The 21,266-nt window shown below is 49.6% G+C and carries 12 protein-coding genes; 8 read left to right on the top strand and 4 right to left on the bottom strand.

The annotated features are described in order from the left end of the window. Positions 1-43: 43 nt before the first annotated feature. Positions 44-2,716, bottom strand: coding sequence for a TonB-dependent receptor (locus SHEWANA3_RS10090; RefSeq protein ID WP_011716912.1), 2,673 nt, complete (start codon positions 2,714-2,716; stop codon positions 44-46). A gap of 771 nt (positions 2,717-3,487) precedes the next feature. On the opposite strand from SHEWANA3_RS10090, the gene SHEWANA3_RS10095 reads away from it, so the two are divergent. The 7 genes from SHEWANA3_RS10095 (at position 3,488) to SHEWANA3_RS10125 (ending at position 13,843) form a co-directional block, all read left to right on the top strand. After that, positions 3,488-4,393 (top strand): LysR family transcriptional regulator, encoded by a 906-nt coding sequence (locus tag SHEWANA3_RS10095; RefSeq protein ID WP_041413007.1) that lies wholly within the window; start codon positions 3,488-3,490, stop codon positions 4,391-4,393. Between the two features lie 85 nt (positions 4,394-4,478). After that, on the top strand, positions 4,479-5,588 hold the full coding sequence (locus SHEWANA3_RS10100; RefSeq protein ID WP_244096607.1) for an efflux RND transporter periplasmic adaptor subunit: 1,110 nt from the start codon (positions 4,479-4,481) through the stop codon (positions 5,586-5,588). After that, entirely contained in the window at positions 5,585-8,692 is a 3,108-nt protein-coding gene (locus SHEWANA3_RS10105; protein WP_011716915.1) for an efflux RND transporter permease subunit, read from the top strand. Before SHEWANA3_RS10100 ends, SHEWANA3_RS10105 begins: the two co-directional genes overlap by 4 nt. A 2-nt stretch (positions 8,693-8,694) precedes the next feature. Continuing rightward, positions 8,695-10,164, top strand: coding sequence for an efflux transporter outer membrane subunit (locus tag SHEWANA3_RS10110; RefSeq protein WP_011716916.1), 1,470 nt, complete (start codon positions 8,695-8,697; stop codon positions 10,162-10,164). 119 nt (positions 10,165-10,283) lie between these two features. Next, complete coding sequence (locus SHEWANA3_RS10115) at positions 10,284-11,567, top strand: paraquat-inducible protein A (protein ID WP_011716917.1); 1,284 nt, start codon at positions 10,284-10,286, stop codon at positions 11,565-11,567. Between the two features lie 22 nt (positions 11,568-11,589). Further along, positions 11,590-13,242 (top strand): intermembrane transport protein PqiB, encoded by a 1,653-nt coding sequence (gene pqiB / locus SHEWANA3_RS10120; RefSeq protein WP_041412622.1) that lies wholly within the window; start codon positions 11,590-11,592, stop codon positions 13,240-13,242. A 1-nt stretch (position 13,243) separates the two neighbouring features. After that, on the top strand, positions 13,244-13,843 hold the full coding sequence (locus tag SHEWANA3_RS10125; protein ID WP_011716919.1) for an ABC-type transport auxiliary lipoprotein family protein: 600 nt from the start codon (positions 13,244-13,246) through the stop codon (positions 13,841-13,843). Between the two features lie 215 nt (positions 13,844-14,058). Here the strand turns inward: SHEWANA3_RS10125 and SHEWANA3_RS10130 are convergent, their stop codons facing one another. Next, the gene (locus SHEWANA3_RS10130) at positions 14,059-15,447 is read right to left on the bottom strand and encodes an SLC13 family permease (protein ID WP_011716920.1); all 1,389 of its coding nucleotides are present in this window, start codon (positions 15,445-15,447) and stop codon (positions 14,059-14,061) included. A 79-nt stretch (positions 15,448-15,526) separates the two neighbouring features. Here SHEWANA3_RS10130 and SHEWANA3_RS10135 point away from each other — a divergent pair, with 79 nt between their 5' ends. Beyond that, on the top strand, positions 15,527-16,339 hold the full coding sequence (locus SHEWANA3_RS10135) for a helix-turn-helix transcriptional regulator (RefSeq protein ID WP_011716921.1): 813 nt from the start codon (positions 15,527-15,529) through the stop codon (positions 16,337-16,339). Between the two features lie 232 nt (positions 16,340-16,571). On the opposite strand, the gene SHEWANA3_RS10140 is transcribed toward SHEWANA3_RS10135, so the two are convergent. Together SHEWANA3_RS10140 and SHEWANA3_RS10145 are read right to left on the bottom strand one after the other, a co-directional pair. Beyond that, positions 16,572-19,079, bottom strand: coding sequence for a glycoside hydrolase family 15 protein (locus SHEWANA3_RS10140; RefSeq protein ID WP_049796063.1), 2,508 nt, complete (start codon positions 19,077-19,079; stop codon positions 16,572-16,574). 137 nt (positions 19,080-19,216) lie between these two features. Then, positions 19,217-20,812, bottom strand: a complete 1,596-nt coding sequence (locus SHEWANA3_RS10145) for an MFS transporter (protein WP_011716923.1) — start codon at positions 20,810-20,812, stop codon at positions 19,217-19,219. Between the last annotated feature and the right edge of the window lie 454 nt (positions 20,813-21,266).

Here is a 21,266-nt window from a genome sequence, read left to right on the forward strand (position 1 = left end):
CTTTGTGTTTTAGGAAGCAAGGCTAATCAAAACATGAGGTTGATTAGAAGTTCATCTCTACCGCTAAATAATATTCACGCCCAACAACGTTGTAGTAAGAACGTGGATAATGCGGCCAAGAGTTTTGGGTTTCGTCAATTTCAGGGCCCGCATCGAAGATATTATTAATACCACCGGAGAACTTAATCGCATCGGTTAACATATAGCTGGCGGCCCAGTTCACTTCGACATGGCTGTCGATTGTGACGGCGTACTTGTCCGCTAAACCGTTGTTAATAAATGCCTCTTTACGCTGGCCATTCATGCTATCTGTGTACTTGATCAGCAGGTTAGTGGCGAAGTTATCGAAGTTCCAACCCAGATTTAAGTTACCACGGATTTGCGGGGCAGAGCCGTCACCATCGATCAGATCTAAAGGCTCAGAATCTGGGGTTAATTGTTCTTCCCATTTCAGCAAATAGGTGCCCTCTAACCGTGCGGATAAATCGCCGTAGCCTGACGTTTCATAGCGATAGCCCACCGAGAAGTCGATACCCGAGGTTTCTTGGGATGACATGTTAATGGCTTGAGTATTCACTTGAATTAACTTGCCGCTGGCATCGCGGAAAATCTTATCGGCGAAGGCGTCCGAGTGATCCAAGATATATTGGGCGCTTGGACTGTTCACTAGGTTGTCGATTTCAACAATCCAGTAGTCCAAGGTTAAATTGAGATCGTTATAATCCCACACCATGCCTAGGTTATAGTTTTTGCCGGTTTCCGCTTCCAGCTCTGGGTTGGCACCGATAGTAATTGGCAGTGAGTCAATCTTCTCACAGGCTGGGCCCGTGCCACCTGCGGCTTCACAGGTTGGAGTATCGATCACTGTGCTATAGGCTGCCGTTGGCTCACCAAATAAGCGCTGCATATCCGGTGCACGGAAGGTTTCGGCATACAGACCGCGTAACAACAGGTTATCAATCGGGCGATACTCGACCGCGACCTGTGGGCTGAACTGACCGCCTACATCAGATAAATCGTCATAGTAGTCGTAACGGCCCGCAAGGGTGACGGTGAGGTTTTCGATCACAGGCACGGCGACTTCGGCATAACCTGCATATTGCTCACGCTCACCTTGGGCGCTGCTGCCGCCTTTACCAATCACGCCACCATTGCTAGTGAAGCTATCGGACTTATCGTAGAACCATTCTTTACCGTATTCGACGCCCACAGCATAAGCCACTGTGCCTGCTGGTAATTCAAAGGCATCGCCACTGATCCCTGCATTGAAGCTCGATAGGGTGGATTGCCCCTTCTTGCCACCTTGGAAATCCAGCAATGCGGCATCTTCTGCCGAGATCACATCCAGCAGCGAATTGCCGTTTGTGCCCGCGGTGAGGTAGTTCCACATGCTTTGGTAGGTTGGCGAGCCTGCGGTGGTGGATTCCACCGTTTGGCGTGCAATCGACCATGAGGTGTCGTACTCGATTGAATCTGTGAGGTAACCTTTGCTGCCTAATAAGAAGGAGAAATTGTTTGTCTCAAAATCAGAGGTGCGCGGACCTAACTCAGACATACGGCGAGTGTAGTAATAATCCCCATCGGCGGCGCCGGCAAAATCTCCGCCGAAGGCGGTATTTTTATCGAACACTTGGGATAACCCATTGAGTTCATCAACAATAGTGACGTTATTGCCCGACACGTTGAACATAAAATCTTCGCCGACCGTTGCCGATTCAATCTCAGTGTAGGTCGAGGCATGGGTGTAATCGAGGCGCGAATACAGCTGATGATTGTCGTTTAAGTTTTTGGTGAGGTTGATCATCGTTGAATAGCGTTTTTGCTCAGGCGAAAAGTCGCGCTGTGCGGAGCGATCGAACCCACACTTACCATTGGCCATCATCACATAGCCGCGCGCATCACATTCTGCGGCGCTTAAGGTCTTGAGTAATTTACCATTGCTATCCACAAGGTTGGCGCCATAGGAGCTGTAACTGGAATAGTAGTTACCCGAAACAATATCGGTTCCCCATTCAGGACGATCCGAGGCCTTTAACGCTTGGCGATCTTCATATTCGGCGAAGAAGGTCAGGTTTGCTTTATCACTGCTGACACCGGTCATAAAGGAGAACTGGTTATTTTGCAGACCACCATCGAAGGTATCGGAGTGACGGTATTTGAAGGTGCTTTGCTCAACGTCTTTTTTCAAGATGATGTTAATAACACCACCCATCGCATCTGAGCCGTAAATTGCCGAAGCGCCCGTGGTTAAAATCTCGATACGTTCAATGGCTCCTAGCGGAATGTTGGCAGTATCGACAAAGCTGTCTGTACCACCAGCACCAAACGGATATTTAGGCACACGTTTGCCATTGATTAATGTCAGTACGCGGCCAGCGCCCACACCACGCAGGTTGACGGCCGATGCCGCTGGAGTAAAGCCGTGCACTTCCTGCTGGGTCATAGACCCACCAGAGTTTTGCGACAGGTTACCTAACACGTCTTGCACTGAGTTAAAGCCGCCTTTTTCGATATCTGCTGCGCTCACCACCACGATAGGGGAGGCATTTTCAAGATCGGTACGTTTAATACGTGAACCCGTGACTTCGATACGCTCCACTTTATCATCGATAACGGCCGCTTCATCGGCGGCAAATACCAACGGAGATAAGGATGTTGATACTAAAGCGAGTAAACTAAAACGAACCGCGCGTGCCACGGTTGTTTGCGTAGTCATATTTTCATTCCCTTTGTTATGCCGTGATGATCAGGAAGGTTTTCATCAAGGCTTATATTTATTTGCAACAGCCCTCCATAGCCGGAAAATTATCATTAACAACTTTAATATCAACTGCTTAATTGTTATTCAATAGCTGCAACAGTGTTGCATTTGTAATATTTGAAAGGCTAATTAAGTGTGCTAAAAAATAAAGAATGGCGGTATGGCGTGCGAAAATAACTAGATGTATCTCAATGTAACTAAACATTGTCTTTACAATGTCAATTCTATTATTAAAGAGTCGAGGATAAGTAGTTTTAAATAATGTGATCTGTGTCAGGTGAGTGTTGAAGTTGCAAATTAAATAAGCGTTAGTAAGTGTTTAAAAATAAACCTTAAATAAGTCTTAAAAACATAATTTAACATTTTATTTTTGTCAGGGTTGTCAAAGTTCTACATTTCAAAACTCTCAGTTTTAAAATAGTCGCATTAATCGAGGGATTTGAAACATTCTGTCACGAACAAAGATAGGTTGTATTTGGAGGTGTTGATATTGTGTCTAAACTAGTCGTTTTACTCTTAACCTGCTTAAATATTATCCGGTCAATTTACCGTTTCTAAAAAGGCTGTTTTATTACTCACGCCTTATCCTGATCTAGCGAGATGCAAAAGGTCGATAAATCAATTTGCTATCCTGTATAGTGAGCAGCATTGCGGCGATAAGATTCGAGGCTAGCGGATCGTCACGAGAGCGCTGCGCTGATGGCGGGCAAATAGAACGAGGTGAATGTGAGAATTAATGATCTTAGGCTGTTTTTGTTGGTTGTAGAGTTAGGCAGTTTTGCTGCCGCGGCCAGTTCGATTGGGATCCCGCGGGCTTCGGTCAGTCGCCGTATCGGTGAGTTAGAGGCGGATCTGGGGACTAAACTGTTTACCCGCACGACACGCCAATTGTCGCTGACACCCACAGGCGAAAACTACCACCAGCAGTTGATGGAGATTATTCCAAGGCTCGAATCCCTCAATGAGTCGGTCAAAAATCAACGTAATATGCCAACGGGATCGGTCAAGCTAGGTTTAGTTGGCGATGCCGATGTTGTGACCCATCATTTATTGCAGGACTTTTTAAAAAATTACCCTCTTATTACCTTAGAAACCCATGTAAGTAATCTCGGTTATCACGATATTTTAAATTATGGTTTGGATGCTTGTATTCATATTGGGAATATCAAAGATAATTCTTTTGTCGCTCGACCGTTAATGCGCGTATGTCGCAAATTATATGCAAGTCCTGATTATATTGCGGCCCATGGCATGCCAACATCACTGGATGATCTTAGTCAACATGCATTAATGATCTATCGTTTACAAAATGGTGAATTAGAAGATCGTTGGAAATTTAATTTAGGTGAGTATCGAGTAAAAAGTCGACTGGTTTCTAACAGTAGCCAATATATTCGTCATGCCATTTTAAGTGGTGCTGGGATCAGTTTATTATCCGAATTAAGTGTGGTTGAACACTTGCAATTGGGTAATTTGGTTGAAGTTTTACCCGAATACGAGGTTTACGTTGACGATGCCTGGTTAGTCTATCCTAGCCGCAAAGGCATGACCTATGCGGCTCGGCTGCTGATCGATAGCTTAATTCATGAGGCGAGTAAGACACCGGATGTCACATTGTCACAAAATTCGTGACATTGATGTACCTTTTTTGATTATTGTCCAATAAATTCACCTCCTTTACTCTGTGCCGCCTTAGTCCTAGTTACAGGAAATTGTGGTGAACAGAGTAAAACCAATCAAAATCGGAACGGGTTTGTGTTGTGCGGGCATTGTATTAGTGCTCGCAGGCTGTGGCAGCAGTGAAGACCAAACCCTCACAACCTCAAAACGTCCGTTAGTACAAGTGATGGAACTACCCGCACCTGTCACGGATAAAGGTTACAAGTTTAGCGGCGTGTTGGAGTCGGAGAATCGTGCGGATTTGTCCTTCCGAGTCCAAGGCGTACTCGCTGAATTGTTGGCCGAAGAAGGAGTTGAGGTTACCAAGGGACAAGTGATTGCAAGGCTCGATCCCCATGATTTTCAAGTCAGTGTTCTGGAGCTGACGGCTAAGTTGGATGAGGCGAAAACCGCCCATCAATTGGCAAAAATTGAACTGCAAAGGGTTAAAAGTGCGATTAATGATCGCGCGATTGCCAGCGTGAAGTTAGACCGTGCCGTGGCCGCCGAAGCGCGCGCGAAAGCGGGCGTCGAATTAGTCAGCCAGTCGCTGAAAAAAGCCCAGGACGCGCTGCGTTACACTGAGCTGACCTCGCCCTATGACGGCGTGGTGGGTAAAACCTTTGTCGATCAGCATGAACAAGTCAATGTTGGCACCAAAATCCTAACCATTCATCGCCCCGAACGACTCAATGCGGTAGTGGATGTTCCCGAGAGCCAGATCTGGAACCTAAAACTTGGCACCGAAGGCCAAGTGACTTGGTTTGAGGGTACTGAAGCTGTACCTGCAGTGGTTGCCAAAATCGCGTCAGTGCCCGATCGCCTAAAGCGCACCTATGAGGTGACCTTTAACCTAGCGCATGTTCCAAAACAGTTAGTCGCGGGCAAGGCGGTGAGTGTGGACGTCGCTCTACCTTATGCCAGTGATAAACCTATCTATTGTATTCCTGCCATGGCGGTTACGAGCCGCGAGAGTCAACTTTATGTCAATCGCGTCATTGCCGAGCATGTGAGTGCGACTCCCGTGGAATCAGTGAGTCAGACCGACGATTCTTTATGCGTGACTGGCGGCTTAACCTCTGGTGAGTCAATCGTGATTGCAGGCGGCGCTTTTGTCGAAGAAGGCCAAGCCGTCACCATTTTGCATGGGGCGTCGGTTAAATCATGAGTCTTTCAACCTTTGCGCTAAGGCAAAAAACCTTCGTTATTTTCTTCACTGTGCTGTCGATCATCGCGGGGATTTATTCCTACTTCGACTTAGGCAAGCTGGAAGATCCGTCTTTTACCGTAAAAAGTGCGGTGATTGTGACCCTCTATCCCGGCGCGAATGCCAAGGAAGTCGAGCAGTTGGTTACCGATAAAATTGAAACTAAGCTCGAGGAGATGGAATCCCTCTGGAAGTTACGTTCACTCTCCCGTCCGGGGAGTTCGATGATCTTTGTCGATCTGAAGGAAAAAGTGAACTCTGAGGCCTTGCCACAACAGTGGGATTTGATGCGCCGTAAAGTGGAAGACGTCAAATTAGAGCTGCCCGTACAGGCGCAAATCAGCATAGTTCAAGATGAATTCTCTGAAGTCTACGGCATGTTGTTCGCTGTCTATGGCGACAACATGGAAATGGCGGAATTGAAGGATCATGCGCGGGAATTACAGCGCCGCATTAAAGCCGTCGATGGGGTGAAAAAAGTTCAGCTGCACGGCATTAACGAGCAGGTGGTGAATATCCGTATCTCCGAGGAGCGTTTGGCGGAAGCTAACCTCACCATGCTGCAATTGATTGAGCAGTTGCATAGCCAGAATATGCCGATTGTGGCGGGGGATTTTGATCTTGGCATCGAAAACCTACGCGTGGAGCAGGGCGATACCTTTAAGAGTATTGAGGATATTCGCAATCTCAGCATTCAGACTGGTTTAAATGGACTGCAATCGGCGGTGATCCGCTTAGGGGATATTGCCGATGTGACTATGGCGTATCAAGATCCTGCCTCAACACTCAGCCGCTATAACGGCCAACAGGCGATTACGTTGGCCGTCAGCCCTGTGAATGGCATAAACGTGGTCAGCATCGGCGATACCTTAAAGGCGGTGCTGGCTGATTATCAAGCCAAGTTACCAGATGGTGCGGGCATTGGGGTGATTGCCTATCAACCGGAAGAAGTTCAAAAGTCGGTTAACAACTTTATCGTTAACTTGATTGAGAGTGTGGTGATTGTGGTTGTTGTGCTGCTGATCTTTATGGGATGGCGCAGCGCCGCGATTGTGGGGGTGAGTCTGCTGCTCACTATTTTGTTCACCTTGATTTATATGAATCTAACCAGCGTCGATTTGCAGCGGGTGTCCCTTGGCTCCTTTGTATTAGCGCTAGGGATGCTGGTGGATAATGCCATTGTGATCGTCGATCTGTTCCAAGCCAAGATCAAGCAGGGCATAGAGCGTACTCAGGCGGTTATCGACAGCATTAAAGAAATGGCCATGCCGCTCCTCGGTGCGACAGTGATTGCCGCTATGGGCACGGCACCCGTGCTGTTATCACAAACCGACTCGGCGGAGTTTTCACTCTCGATTGTGCAGGTGTTGTGTAGCTCGCTGCTGCTCTCATGGATTATTGCCATGGTCGTCACCCCGCTGATGTGTTGGTATTTCTTAGGAAAAACCAGCGAAGTCGATGCTGAAAATGCGAAACCGCCTTCTCGCTACACGCTGATGTATCAACAAGCGGTGGAGTGGGTTGTAGAAAACCCGAAGAAGACCATTCTCTTTACCGTGCCTTTACTGCTGGGCACCTTACTGGTCGCGCCGTTATTAAAAGTGAATTTTATGCCGTCGTCCGATCGTGCCATCGTGTTCCTCGATTATTGGCTGCCCAATGGTGGGCGTATCGAGCAGACCTCGACGGATATGCGTAAGGTCGAGCATTGGTTACTGGCGCAACCTGAGGTGGCAAGTATCTCCAGTTATGTGGGCGAGAGTGCACCGCGGTTCTCGGTCACGGTCGAGCCTGAGCCTTTGGATGCGAGCTATGGCCAGATCCTCATCAATATGCGCAGTTTCGATGATATCGACACCTTAGTGCAGCGTGGCGATGCCTGGTTAGCCAAGGAATTTCCCTATGCAGAGCCGAGATTTAGGGAGTTAAAGCTGGCGACTAAGGATAAATATTCGATTGAAGCGCGTTTTATCGGGCAGGATCCCAAGGTGCTGCATAGCTTAGCCAACCAGGCTAAGGACATCATGCGCCAACATCCGAACTTAAAATACGTTCGCGATGACTGGCGACAAGAGAGCAAAGTCATGACGCCACAGGTGGATATGCATGCCGCCCGTTTAGCTGGCGTGACACGCACCGATATTGCCAATGCCATCAATCGTGTCACCGAAGGCACCCATGTTGGCACTATGCGACACGGTGACGATTTGATCCCGATTAAATTGCGTAGCGCCGATGCCTCTTTGGAACATTTTGAACATATTCCCGTGCGTTCATTACTCGGCACACACAGCGTACCTATGGGGCAAGTGGTTGAGAGTATTGAGATTAAAGGTGAAGAAAGCATGGTGTGGCGTCGCAACCGCTTACCTGCGATCACCGCTCAAGCGGGCGTGAGTGGCGATACCGCATCGAACGTACGCCAGAGCATTGCGGCGGATATCGAGGCGATTGCGCTGCCCGATGGTTATCGGATGGAATGGGGCGGTGAATACTACGATGAGCAGCGCTCGATTGACGACTTGATGCAGCAGAATCCTAAGGCAACCCTGTTGATGGTGATTATTTTGGTGGCGATGTTTAACGCCTTCCGTCAACCGCTGATCATTATGATTACTCTGCCATTGGCGGCGATAGGCATTGTCTGGAGTTTACTGTTATTGGACAAACCCTTCGGCTTTATGGCGATCGTCGGCATGATCTGTCTGTCGGGAATGATCATCAAAAATGGCATTGTGCTAATGGATCAGATTGAACTCGAACGCCGCAATGGCCGCAGAATTGCCGAGGCGATTAAGGCGGCGACGCTCAACCGCACTATGGCAATTTCGATGGCGGCCCTGACGACGGCGCTGGGGATGATCCCCTTGTTAACCGACAGACTGTTTGACCAAATGGCCGCGACCATTATTGGTGGTTTGACCGCTGCGTCTGTGCTGTCTTTGTTTGTGATGCCTGCCTTGTATCGACTCTTTTATCGTCGAGAAGAGCGTGAGGAAGATGCATTACTCGATGCACAAACGGACAACACTCCATCGGTTATTAGCAGTGCCAAAGGGGCCTAAACATGAATAAACATCTATTAATGGCCTTTACGGCAATGAGCTTGCTTGGCGGATGCAGTATGTCCCCTGATTACACACCGCCAAAGGTGAAAGTCAGTGAGCTGTATTTAAATGCGGCGACTGAGGGCGTGAGCCAAGAGGCCTTGGCTTACCAAGCTTGGTGGCGTCAGTTTAACGATCCTCAGCTCAATGCGCTGGTGGCAAAGGCGCAGCAGCAAAATATAAGTCTGCAGATCGCCAGTGAGCGTGTGCGCGCCGCACGGGCCTATCAGGCGGCGGTGTCATCGTTAAAAGTGCCGACCGTTTCGGTGGGCGCGGGGTACCTCGATATGCGCATCAGTGAAAACGATCCGCTGATGGGCAGTGCGGTTGGAGGCATAGAACTACCCGCTGGCTTGGGTGGCGGCAACCTTAAGTTGATGAATCGTGACCCGAACAGTACAACCGTGGGCGCGAGCATTGCTTGGGAGGCGGATTTGTTTGGCCGAATAGCGAGTTTAACTCAGGCCGCAGAAATCCGCGCCGAGCAGGCGCAATTGTACCGCGCTAATCTGACCACCCTAATAACGGCGGAGGTTATCGATAACTATCTGCAATACCGTGGTACGCAGGAGCGGATGGCGATTGCAAGGCAAAACATTGCCGAACAAGCCGAAGTCTTGGCCTTGGTGGAATCCTTGGAGCGCAATGGTTATGGCTCGCCGCTGGATGTCGCTAATGCCAAGGCGGCGCTTGCCGCCAGCGAGGCCATGTTACCCATGTTAAGTTCGGCCGAGCAGGCGCATTTGCATCGACTGGCGATTTTGCTCGGGGAAAGCCTCAAGGAGACGTCAGGACGGTTAAGCGCCGCGGCGTTACCCGCAATGACGGAGTTAATCCCAACGGGCGTACCTTCAGAGTTACTGACACGCCGTTTAGATATTGCCATTGCCGAGCGTGAAATGGCCGCTAAAAACCAAGAGCTTGGGGCGGCGATTGCGGCTAAGTATCCGAGCTTTTTCTTAACGGGGGCACCGGGATTATCGGCCGATCATATTGACGATCTCTTCTCATCGGATTCGCTTACTTGGGCTTTAGGCGCGGGCGTGAGCTGGAATGTCTTCGATGGTGGCCGCACTCAAGCCATGGTGGAAATACAGGAAGCGGGTTTTAAAACTGCGGCGCTTAGCTACCAGCAGACGGTGAATAACGCCATCAATGAAGTCGAAACCGTGCTAAAGCATTATGGCAATAATCAGCAATATCATCGCTTTATTGCAAAGGCAGAGGCGCAATCTGAGGTTGCGGTACAAAAAGCGACTTCGCTGTATCGCGCCGGTTTAGAAAATCACTTGAGCGTGTTAACTGCGCAGAATGTGAAAAACAATATGCAGGATGCGGAAGTGTTAGCCCGCCTACAAACGGCATCGAGTGTGGTGTCGCTTTATAAGGCATTGGGCGGCGACTGGACTCTGGCAAACACCGCGGATTAAAGATTGTATGAGGGGGCTCTTGCCGTTAGGTGGTACTACAGCGGCAGGGGCGCCTGATTTCATGACGATTATTCGTTGCTAATAATCCTCTTTAATCGTGACTAGAGTGAGGAGTTGCCGTGTCACAGAACATTTATTCCCGCCATGATGGCGTGTTACAGGCCTGTGAGGAGTGTGGTTTAGTCACGCCTTACACCGAGCCGAAGCCTGGCTATCGTGCCCATTGCCCAAGATGTCAGCATGGATTGCAGTCTGTGTTGGCCACTCCCTTTCAGCCGATTTGGGCCTATGGGGCCGCGACTTTAATCATGCTAGGACTGAGTCTGGGGTTCCCTTTCTTATCCTTTAGCGTGCAGGGCTTATCCCAAAAGGCGAGTCTGTGGTCGGCGCTGATCAGTATGCACTATGCCAGTAACAGTCTGTTGGCCTTGGTGATCTTACTGTGTGTGGTGATCTTGCCACTGATTTATATCAGTTTTTCAATGCTGATTTATCGACAGGCCTATTTAGTCCAGCAAGGGAGAACGATTGAACTGAGCTGGCTTAAACGCGCTAGCAAGTGGGTATTTCGTTTTGAGTCTTGGTTGATGGCGGATGTGTTCCTTGTGGGTATCTTAGTCGCCATGGTGAAAATTCTGTCGCTGGCAGAAGTCGGCTTTGGACCGTCTTTCTGGGCGTTTTGCATTTATACCTTGCTGCTAGTGAAGTTTGTCAGCCTAGTCGACAGCTCATGGGTATGGGATAAATTAACGCCGAGAGTCGCAACGCCGTACGTGAGTGTGGGTGAGTCGCACCTGCAACAGAATCATGGCGTTTGCCCTATTTGTGGTCAGTTAAATGCCATCGATGCGACTGAATGCAGCCGCTGCGCGGGCGCTGTGCACAAGTACTTACCCGCAAACAGCATGCAAGCCGCGTGGGCATTTTTGCTGGCGGCAACGGTGTTTTATATTCCGGCAAACTTCTATCCGATTATGTACACCACTAGTGTGGGCCAAACCGAGGCATCAACCATTATCAGTGGTGTCGTGCTGCTATGGCATTTGGGCTCTTACCCTGTGGCCTCAATTATCTTCTTCGCCAGCATAGTGATCCCCACGGCCAAAATCGCTTCTCTAGCGTATTTGTTCCGCCAAGCGGGTAAAGCTCACTCATCAGACCAAGCCATTAAAAATCAACAGCTATACCGAGTGACTGAATTTATTGGTCGTTGGTCGATGATTGATATTTTTGTGGTGGCCTTACTCACGGCACTGGTACAGCTCGATGAACTAATGGCGATTAAACCCGGCCCAGCGGCACTGTCCTTTGCCATGGTGGTGATCTTAACCATGCTGTCAGCAATCGCCTTTGATTCTCGCGTGCTGTGGCGACAATCCAGCACCACCAACTGCGAAAAATGACCCATTTAATATGAGTAGTAACATGATAAATAATGAAAATATCCGAGCGAAAGAGTCTAAGGTTAGACAGCTTTCGCCCGTGTGGTTGATCCCTATGATCGCCGTCCTGATTGGCTGCTGGATGTTGTATAGCTATTTCAGCCAATTAGGGACCGAAATCCAGCTGCATTTAAAAACCGCCGAGGGCATAGAAGTCGGTAAAACCTTTTTAAAATCCCGCAATGTGAATGTAGGGGTGATAGAAAGCATTAAATTAAGCGATGACTACAGCGCCATAGTGGCGACGGCGCGGATCTCAAACGATGCCAAACGTATGCTAAAGCAAGATGCACGCTTTTGGGTGGTGAAACCGCGGATTGGTATGGAAGGGGTCTCGGGATTAGATACCTTGCTCTCAGGCGCTTATATCGAACTAGAGCCGGGGAAATCATCGACGCCCCAGTATGAATTTACTGTGCTGGACAATCCGCCAGTGGCATCGGCCGACGAGGAGGGGATGCGGATCACCCTGACTAGCCCGCAGGCCGGTAAGTTAAGTGTGGGCGATCCTGTGCTGTATGAAGGTTTTAGAGTCGGTCGAGTGGAAACCTTAGGCTTTAACACCGAGCGGCGCGAAGCCTTTTACCAGCTGTTTATCAATAAACCCTACGATGAACTCGTTCGGGATAACAGCCAGTTTTGGTTGACCTCTGGCATTAACATGCAACTCTCGGCCAAAGGGTTAAATCTGCAGGTGGGGTCGCTCGAAACCTTGCTCTCTGGCGGTGTGAGTTTCTGTTTGCCTGAAGGGCGTCTCGCTGGGGCAAAAATCACAGAGGATGGCCATGATTTTAGGTTGTATGACTCGCAGGAGCTTGCGAGCCAAAGCGTATACGACAAGTACTTAGAATTCGTGATGTTATTCGATGAGTCTATTCGTGGATTACATGACGGTGCGACGGTGGAGTTCCGTGGCATCACCATAGGCGAAGTGGTGAAATCACCGCTCACTTTGCAGCAACTCGATCCGCATTTTGGTCGCTTTAGCCATGGCACGATTCCCGTATTGGTCAAAATCGAACTAGCGCGGGTGTTTGAGCATGCCGAACAGGTAGGCTTGGACAATTTACGCGCTGAAATCGAGCGAGAGTTGCACTCGGGTCTGCGGGCGAGCCTGAAAACCGGCAATTTACTCACGGGTGCCTTGTTTATCGATCTGGATTTATACGCCGATGCTAAGCCCTATCAAACCGCCGATTTTATGGGCTATCCGGTATTCCCGACGCAGCGCGCGGGTGTGGCTGAGATCCAAAAGCAAGTTGGGCAGCTTATCAGCAAGCTCAATAATTTACCGCTGGAAAAAACCTTCTCAGAGGTCAATACCACGCTACAAAATACCGCCAGTGCATTGGCGCAGTGGGATAAGGTGGGCGCGAGTTTAGACCAAGTGTTACAGCAGCAAGAAATGATGTCGCTGCCCGCAGAAATACAACAAACTTTGAAAGCCGTAAGCTTGACGGCGAAGGGATATGGGCCAGAGTCGAGCGTTTATGCCGAACTTCAGACCAGTCTGCAGCAACTGCAAACCTTAATGAAAGAGTTAGCGCCCTTGTCGCGTCAGCTGAATCAAAAGCCTAACGCACTTATTTTAGGGGCAGATCTGCCCGCAGACCCCATCCCAGTTAAAGGTAACTAATATGCGTATTTTACTGTTATTGATTGCATTTTTAATGGCGGGCTGTAGCAGTCAGCCCACTCCTCAAACCTATTTTATCGCCCTGCAACATACGGCAGTTGCAGGTACAACGGATACCAGCCGTGGCGTTATCCGTTCTGGCGAGCCGTGCGCATTAAGGGTTAATCGGGTGAACTTGGCTGACTATCTCAATACCCATGGTTTGGTTTATCAAACCTCAGCACGGGAGTTGGTCGTAGCAAAGCAGCATTTATGGGCAGGTTCTTTGGCCGAGCAAATCCAATTTAGGTTAAATAATTTGCTAAGCCAGTCATGCAGCGCATCTGCTAGATGGGCCTTAGCAACCGATAGCCCTGCTAAATCCGTCCAACTCGACCTCATTGTGACTGAATTTTATGGCAGCTATACAGGTGAGGCTGTTGTGGGCGGGCAGTGGCGCCTGATGGATAATACGCAGCAAGTGCTGCGTGAGCAGCCATTCCAATATCGTGTCTCATTGCCTGAAGAAGGTTATGCGGCTCTCGTCAGCAGCCTAGATAATGGGCTGGTGCAGCTTGCTGAAGGTATCCGCTTAATGGCGTCGCCGCATACTGCTCAGTGACTGCCAGCTCAGTGACTGCCAGCTCAGTCACTGCCTGCTGAGTTAGCCTCAGCTCAATAGGCAAAATCACTGCTAAAGGCGACATTAAGCTGAGCTTTTGCCTAAGCTCAGGCATATGAACTTTTGCATAACTGGCCAAAGTATAAATTGCTTAATGTCGCCTTTATCTTAACGTTTGTCGCAGAAAAACCGATTAATGCTTCTGGGAGATAGTGCTAGCTTATCCATCCCAGTAAATGCCACCAGAGGTAGTCGAGCGGCATCAGCACCAATAAGGTGATCAGCGCTAAGGGTAAGGTGACTTTCAGTAGATGGGCGAGGGACTCCTGCGACAGTTGCATTGCCAAAATCAGCGGCGGCGCTTGATAGGGGAAAATCACCGTCGAAAAGCCGATCACTTGCGTCATCAATACCGCGGGGAGAGAAAACCCTGTCGCATTCGCTAAGTCGGCAGCCATGGGGGTGAGTACCGTAGGCACACCAGGCACGGTTGCCACTAATCCAGTTAAGGTCGATATCAGTGATAAGGATATAAAGTTGAGGAAAGAGGCGCCTTGCGACAAGGGTAAGTATTGGCTGAATGCTTGGCCGAGCGCGCTACCTAGCCCAGATTGATTGACTAGGGCGCCTAATCCTAGCGCGGCGGCAACAAAGATAACCGTTGAAAAATCAACCGATTGATTAAAGCGCTTTGGCTCAATAATGCCCCATTTCGGCAGCAAGAGAATGATGGCGGTCGTTAGCCCCACCCATGCCGGATTAATTCCATGCCATGAGTCTGTTATCCAAAACAGCAGAGTGATGATGAGTAACAAAGCGAGTTTAACTTGTTTAACCACATCATACGCTTCGATATCCGTCGCTGCCGCAATCTGGTTTTTATTAATCTTGGCCGGAAACAAATACACCACGAGTGCCACGATAATGGCTGATTTGAGCAGACCTAAAATCGGAAAGTGCAGAAACAGATATTCAGCATAGCCAAAATGCACGTTAAACAGATTTTCGCTCGCACCGGCCAAAATCATGTTGGGAATATTGGCGGGCAGTACCGCAAGGCTGGGCATATTACAGGCGAGCGCAAGGGCAGTTGCTATGCCTATCCGGCCATTGCTGCCACGACTAAACCCGAGCTGATCGGCCAAGGCCATGCCGATGGGCAGCATCACTACCGCGCGCCCCACGGAGGATGGCATCACAAATCCCAGTAGCATCGCGCTGATGACGAGTCCCGCAATCATGCGTGGATAACTCATGGTTAACGCGGGGGCGATAACGGCGGCAAGGCGGCGACTCAATCCCGACTCTGAAATAGCGCTACCAATCACAAAGCCGGAGATAATTAACCACACCGCCGCCGAACCGAATCCCGAGAACAACGCACTGGGGTCGATCAGTTTAAAAATGGTGGCCAAGGCAAAAAAGATCAGTCCCGCCATAAAGGGCGGAATAAAGCCAGTGCTCCAAAATAACAGGGTGATGAGTACGACCGATGCGCTGTAGGAAAAAAGTGCAGGGTGCTGCTGTAGTGGAAACATGGCCAACAAAACGGCGACGAGCATGGCGCTAAAGACCAACCATTGTTTAATACTTAACTTACCCATAGGGGATCACCTTAATATTGCGGGCATTGATATTGCGGCCTAAGATAGCCCAGTTGATATGGCGTTTTAAGGTGGTAATGTGTCAGATGTTATTTCCAAAGCGACAATGTTGGCACCCAGCCAATTTGCATTCACGTTAGACGCAAATCGTCCCGTATTGAGTAATGCGCGCAATCTCGAGGCCGAAATGGGCGTCGAGCCCCATTCTCACCCTCGGGGGCAGTTACTTTGGGCGGCAAAAGGGATTTTACGGGTTCAGAGCGATAATGCGGTTTGGGTGGTGCCATCGACCCATGCCGTGTGGCTCCCCAGTGGTTGCCGGCATCAAATTAACTGTGAAACCCAAGCTCATCTTCGCAATTTATATATCGATCCCAGTTATCGCGTCAGAGTGCAGGACACGCAGGTGGTGATGGTTACAATGACGCCGCTAATGCGTGAAATGGTGCTGAAACTATGCCAAGACGCCACAATGGAACCAGCCAAGTATTTTCGCTTGGGTTTAAGTGCCATAGACGAGTTAGATGCGCTCGACAGTGTGAATACCTACTTGAATGCGGGCTCGGATCCGCGTCTTGGTCGAGTGATCCAACTGTTGATCAAAAAACCGCAGGCTGAGTATACCTTGGCCGAATTAGCTCAAAGTGCGGGGGCGAGTATTCGAACCATAGAACGACTCTTTAAAGCTGAAACTGGGCAGACCTACAGGCAATGGCGCCAAAGATACCGATTACTCAACTCCCTTGAGCGGTTAACCCAAGGGGAGAGCACAACAAGCGTGGCCCATAGTCTGGGGTATTTAAGTGTCAGTAGTTTTAGCGCAGCATTTAAAGCCTTATTTGGTTGCACGCCTCAGGAATACGCCCAAAAAAGCGTGCAAGCCACGCGGTAGTATTACCATATCTAAATCAAATAGTTACAAAGAAATCTGCTTTGGATAGCTGCAAAGATAGTTCTTTAAGATAGTTCCTTAAGATTGCTCTTAAGGTTAGATCGTAGAGATAGCTCTTAGAAGTAGATCTTAGAGATAGACCTTAGAAATAGCCCCTTAAGAGCATTCCCAAACAGAGTCCTTTAGTGCTAATCAGCACTAAAGGACACAATTAGATTGTCTCGAGTAGGATTTATTTCAACGCTTCTGTGACGATAGGGTAGTTATCCCATACTCGACCGTCGCTCATTGAACGCACCAGCTTGATATATTCAGCGTGGGTCCAGGCGAGCGGGGTGGCGGAGTTAGTGCCTTGGCCGAGTTGATATTGGTAACGTGTGGCGTTACCTACACCGTCCCATGCTTGTTCGGGGAGCATCAGACCCGCGTTGGCGAAGGTTTCCATCCCTTGCACATAGGTATTGATAAGCTGCTGTTTGGTTTGCTGCGCGTTTGCCCCCGTTAGCTCTCCCTTAGCACTGGCAAGGGCCAGTTCAAAATGTCCACGCTCGCCGGTGAAGAAGGGCCAGACGCGGCCGCGTTGGTTGTCGCTATTACTGCCCGATTCGGCGTAGTTTGCGCCAGTGAGGGTATCTTCACCGTAGCCATCGTTACCGTAACGTCTAAAGCCCGGAACACTGCTGCCATCTTTTGCAGTAAAGCTGTATTTGAGGCGTAAATTGTCCTCAAGTTCGGTGTTATCCACCAGCGCTAGGCTTTGATTAATCAGCTTATCGGTTGCGCCACGTACGCCATAGCGCACCAGTTCTAAAAAGCCGCCATCGAGGATCTGACGTTGATCTAATCCCGCTCGACCATTATTAGCGGCGAGTGTCTCGGCGGTGTTTGGCTCACCATTCGGACTTAAGCGCAGATAATAAGGCGCCTTAATGCCTTGGCTATCTGTAAGCAAACCTTGGGTCGTCACTAAGTGTTTTTCAAGTTGCTGATTAAGCGTTTTGGCGGTCGCTAAATAACGCTGACTAGCATCGCTGTCGTTTACTGCCTTGGCAATATCACTCGCAGCCACTAAGCCTGCGATAACTGCGGCCGTGGTGGAGGGCGAATAACCTGCTTGTTCTTCCCAACGTTCTTGCTGAGTTTTCGGTGGCGTAATTTGGGTGTGGTTCCAGTCGAGATTGACCTCACCGCCGCTAACTAAAAAGTCCGCCGCGGCTTTTAACATCTCTTGATACCAGTGGCTCAGTTCTGCTTGACTCAGCACACCTGCCTGCCAGAGTTTCCAGCCGAACATGATCGGCATCGCCGTTTGGTCGAGCTGTACTCCCACCCATTCGATTTGGCCATCCACATGGGTCTTTTGTAAAAACCAACCGGGTGTGCCGTTAAAGCCTGGAGTTTTATCGCTCACTTGCACCTTTTTAAGGTACTCAAAGGCGACTTTAGGCGTTTGGGTATCGCCCATGGCGAGAAATGCCATGGCGCACTGGTAAAAGTCTCGTGGCCAAACGGCCTTGTAGCCCGTGCTGGGTGTGACAGCAGGCACTGTATCGCCCCAAGGATTAGAAAGCGACGCGATAAGGGCGCCCGCGTAGGTTTTATCTTCCTGCGCCTTGAGTACCATGGCACTGGTATACAGCAGTTTGCCATTATCTGTGGTGCTTTGCGCCATAGCAGGCATCGCGGGTAGCGATTGTAAATAACTGTGCCAACCGGCGTTGTATTGGCTCAGCACCGCATCATCCCCCGCCGTTAAGCTGGCGTTGGCATTGGCTAAACTGCTGGTTTCATCATGGCCAAAACCAATCGCCAAATTCACATTAAGAGGTTGATTCGCTTGGAGTGTGGGATAACTGGCGGTAAAGGCAATGTTGCCTTGAGTCGGATTTTCGGCGCTGCTGGTGGCCTGATAAAGGGTATCGAGCTTGCCATTATCGGCTAAATCGGCCAAACCATCGGATACACCGACAAAGCCCGTGGTCGCCTGCGCAAAATCGATATCCGATTTCACCGTCATCACGCTGCTGTGGGGATCGGCGGTGCGAGCAATAAGAGCTTGATGATCGATTCTACCAATATCATTCGCGCCCGCATTATCGATATGGGGGTTAACGTATAAATGCGGTGTGATGCCCGCTTCAAAGGCGGTAAATGTCACGCGCATCATCAGCGTATCGCGGTCGGGATCGGTAAAGATATGTTTTTCTATCTGATACTTACCTTCAACGTCGCGATTGATAATTTTATAGGCCAAGGATTGTGGGCGGCCATTGGCGTCGGTATCTAAGTATTCAATGCTGCTGATAGTGTTGTCTTTCTCAGTATCGATAAAGCCATTGCCGGTGATCACAAATTGCAATTCTTTGAGCTGAGCATTGTGAATAAGACCGTACATGGTTTCGGTTAAAATCCCCTGGGCGACGGAGAACCACACGCGGCTGATGGGATTTTGGGCACTATCTTGATATTGCCCGTGAGTATAAGGCTCATAGGAGGTGCCAATCCCTGTTTTACCGGAGAACGCCCAAGTAGGCGCTTTGCCGGGGGCGCCGGGGGCGATCTGTACGTTTGCGTCTGAGGATTTGGCGACAGTCGGTGTGGATACGTCTGCATTGGGGGCCGAGGGTGAGCAGCCTGTTAAGCTGGCAACGCCGATAAGGCTTGCGGCAATCGCAAGCGCAATCGGCTTACGGCTTAAGTTGCGACGGTCAGAAAAGCTGCGAACTGTTGTTGATTCCATATTCATCAAAATCTCCCCAATCAATAGATGGTGCTAATTGCGATTTATTCTTGTTGTAAGCTAAGTGGCTATACGTCTTGGCGTTTCGTTGCCCAAACGCCTAAACGCCAAGTGTGCTGAGTTGTAGGATCTGCGGTTTACGCTTGAGTGTGCTGAGTATTCGGTTGCTCAACAAAGAGCACGGCAATTCCGGCGCAGAGCATCAGAACGCCGCCGGTGATCAGGGCGTAGATGGGTTGACCATCAAACAAACCATTAAGAATTAAGCCTAAAACACTGGCCGCGAGCAGCTGTGGGATCACGATAAAGAAGTTAAAGATCCCCATATACACGCCCATCTTTTTCGGCGGCAAGGCGCCGGATAACATGGCGTAGGGCACGGAGAGAATCGAAGCCCAGGCGATACCCACGCCAATCATAGGCAGCCATAACAGACTGGGATCTTTAATAAAATAGAAACTGATCAAGCCAAAACCGCCGCAGAACATATTAAAGGTGTGGGTCAGTTTGATACCGATACGTTTAGCCAGTAGCGGGATAAACAGGGCCGCAATGGCCGAAAATCCATTGTAGGAGGCGAACAGTACGCCCACCCAATCGGCGCCATCGTTATAGGCCTTAGACAACACATCGCTGCTGCCAAAATGGTAGGACGTCACCGCCGAGGTGGTGTAAATCCACATCGCAAAGAGCGCGAACCAAGAGAAAAACTGCACTATCGCTAACTGATGCATGGCCTTCGGCATATGGAATAAATCGTCGACCACATTAAAGACAATGCCCAGTTGCGCGCGTTGTGAGGGCGTTGATTTGCCTAAACGCAGGGCGCAGTAAAGTTGCAATGGGCCAAAGACAAAAATCCCTAAGGTTAAAATATACAGCTGCTTATCTAAATCCTGTGCCCACACTGCAAAAGTCAGTAATGCGCCTACAGCCATCCAAACGATAGCGGCAAATTGATAATTCTTATGGGTACGAGTGCGATGTTGTTGCTCATCTGCGCCTGCGTCAGCATTGCCATGGAAGGCGGCGAGTTCATCGGGGGAATATTCTTTGGTGGACACAACAGTCCAAGCCACGCTGAGAAACAGCACGGCACCACCAAAATAGAAGGCATAACGCACCGAATCGGCGATTTCACCCGCGGGCGCCGTATTGGCGACATCAAAGTAGTTGCTGAGAACATAGGGCAGGGCCGAGGCAACAACCGCGCCGATGCCGATAAAAAAGCTTTGCATGGCATAGCCTTGGGTGCGCTGTTTGGGAGGCAAATTATCCCCCACAAAGGCACGGAAGGGTTCCATGGCGATATTGATTGAGGCATCCATAATCCACAGCATGCCTGCGGCAATCCATAACGTCGGGGAATGTGGCATCACAAAAATCGCAAGAGTCGTACAAATGGCGCCGATTAAAAAATACGGCCGGCGGCGACCTAAACGCCCCCATGTGTTATCGCTAAGATAACCAATAATAGGTTGAACCAGCAGACCCGTTAACGGTGCGGCAATCCACAGGATGGGGATATCATCGATAGAGGCGCCAAGGGTTTGGAAAATGCGGCTGACGTTGGCATTTTGCAGGGCGAAGCCGAATTGGATCCCCAAAAAGCCAAAGCACATATTGAAGATTTGCCAGAAATTCAGCTCGGGTTGCACCCTATGTACGGCGCGCTGCGCCACCTTGGGCGAGAAATTCTCTAATGGGGTAACCGTTTGTTGATCCGCGGACATGCAACTTCCCTTCAGTAGCGGGCAGCGGGGCTGCCTTGAGTCATTTATCGTTATAATGTGTGGCCTATTCAGTGGCCTTTGCTCAGTTTTACGCGTGTTTGCTAGCTTCCCCAAAGTGCATTATCGCTTGGCCGTGTAGGTGAAAAAATGGCGAATATACCTCTCCCTCAGAAGCATATTCGCCAATAAATTCATTTTCATACGCTATGATGCAAATGCTCAGTAGCAGAAAAGAACCTAAGCCTGACAGCTATCCTCAAAGGCAACCACCAGAAACGACCTCACAGTGTTCAACCCCACAAGCAGAGGGTGAAACTAGCGAATTTATAGTAGCCGCAGCGCCAATTGACGCACAACCGCTTACATACGTATTCATCATTCCTTGATAACCCTAGCGAAACAGCCCTGTAACTAATAGTGTGTGGATTTTACGTGAGGCGTGGATGGGTTTAAA

Origin of the sequence: Shewanella sp. ANA-3 (assembly GCF_000203935.1) — a bacterium.
In the GTDB taxonomy this organism is placed as follows: Bacteria; Pseudomonadota; Gammaproteobacteria; order Enterobacterales; family Shewanellaceae; genus Shewanella.

Excerpts from the sequence above, each read along its gene's own strand:
- SHEWANA3_RS10125 (WP_011716919.1), top strand. The coding sequence starts at position 13,244 with ATGCGTATTTTACTGTTATTGATTGCATTTTTAATGGCGGGCTGTAGC.
- SHEWANA3_RS10090 (WP_011716912.1), bottom strand. The coding sequence starts at position 2,716 with ATGACTACGCAAACAACCGTGGCACGCGCGGTTCGTTTTAGTTTACTC.
- SHEWANA3_RS10130 (WP_011716920.1), bottom strand. The coding sequence starts at position 15,447 with ATGGGTAAGTTAAGTATTAAACAATGGTTGGTCTTTAGCGCCATGCTC.
- SHEWANA3_RS10140 (WP_049796063.1), bottom strand. The coding sequence starts at position 19,079 with ATGGAATCAACAACAGTTCGCAGCTTTTCTGACCGTCGCAACTTAAGC.
- SHEWANA3_RS10110 (WP_011716916.1), top strand. The coding sequence starts at position 8,695 with ATGAATAAACATCTATTAATGGCCTTTACGGCAATGAGCTTGCTTGGC.
- pqiB (WP_041412622.1), top strand. The coding sequence starts at position 11,590 with ATGATAAATAATGAAAATATCCGAGCGAAAGAGTCTAAGGTTAGACAG.
- SHEWANA3_RS10105 (WP_011716915.1), top strand. The coding sequence starts at position 5,585 with ATGAGTCTTTCAACCTTTGCGCTAAGGCAAAAAACCTTCGTTATTTTC.
- SHEWANA3_RS10145 (WP_011716923.1), bottom strand. The coding sequence starts at position 20,812 with ATGTCCGCGGATCAACAAACGGTTACCCCATTAGAGAATTTCTCGCCC.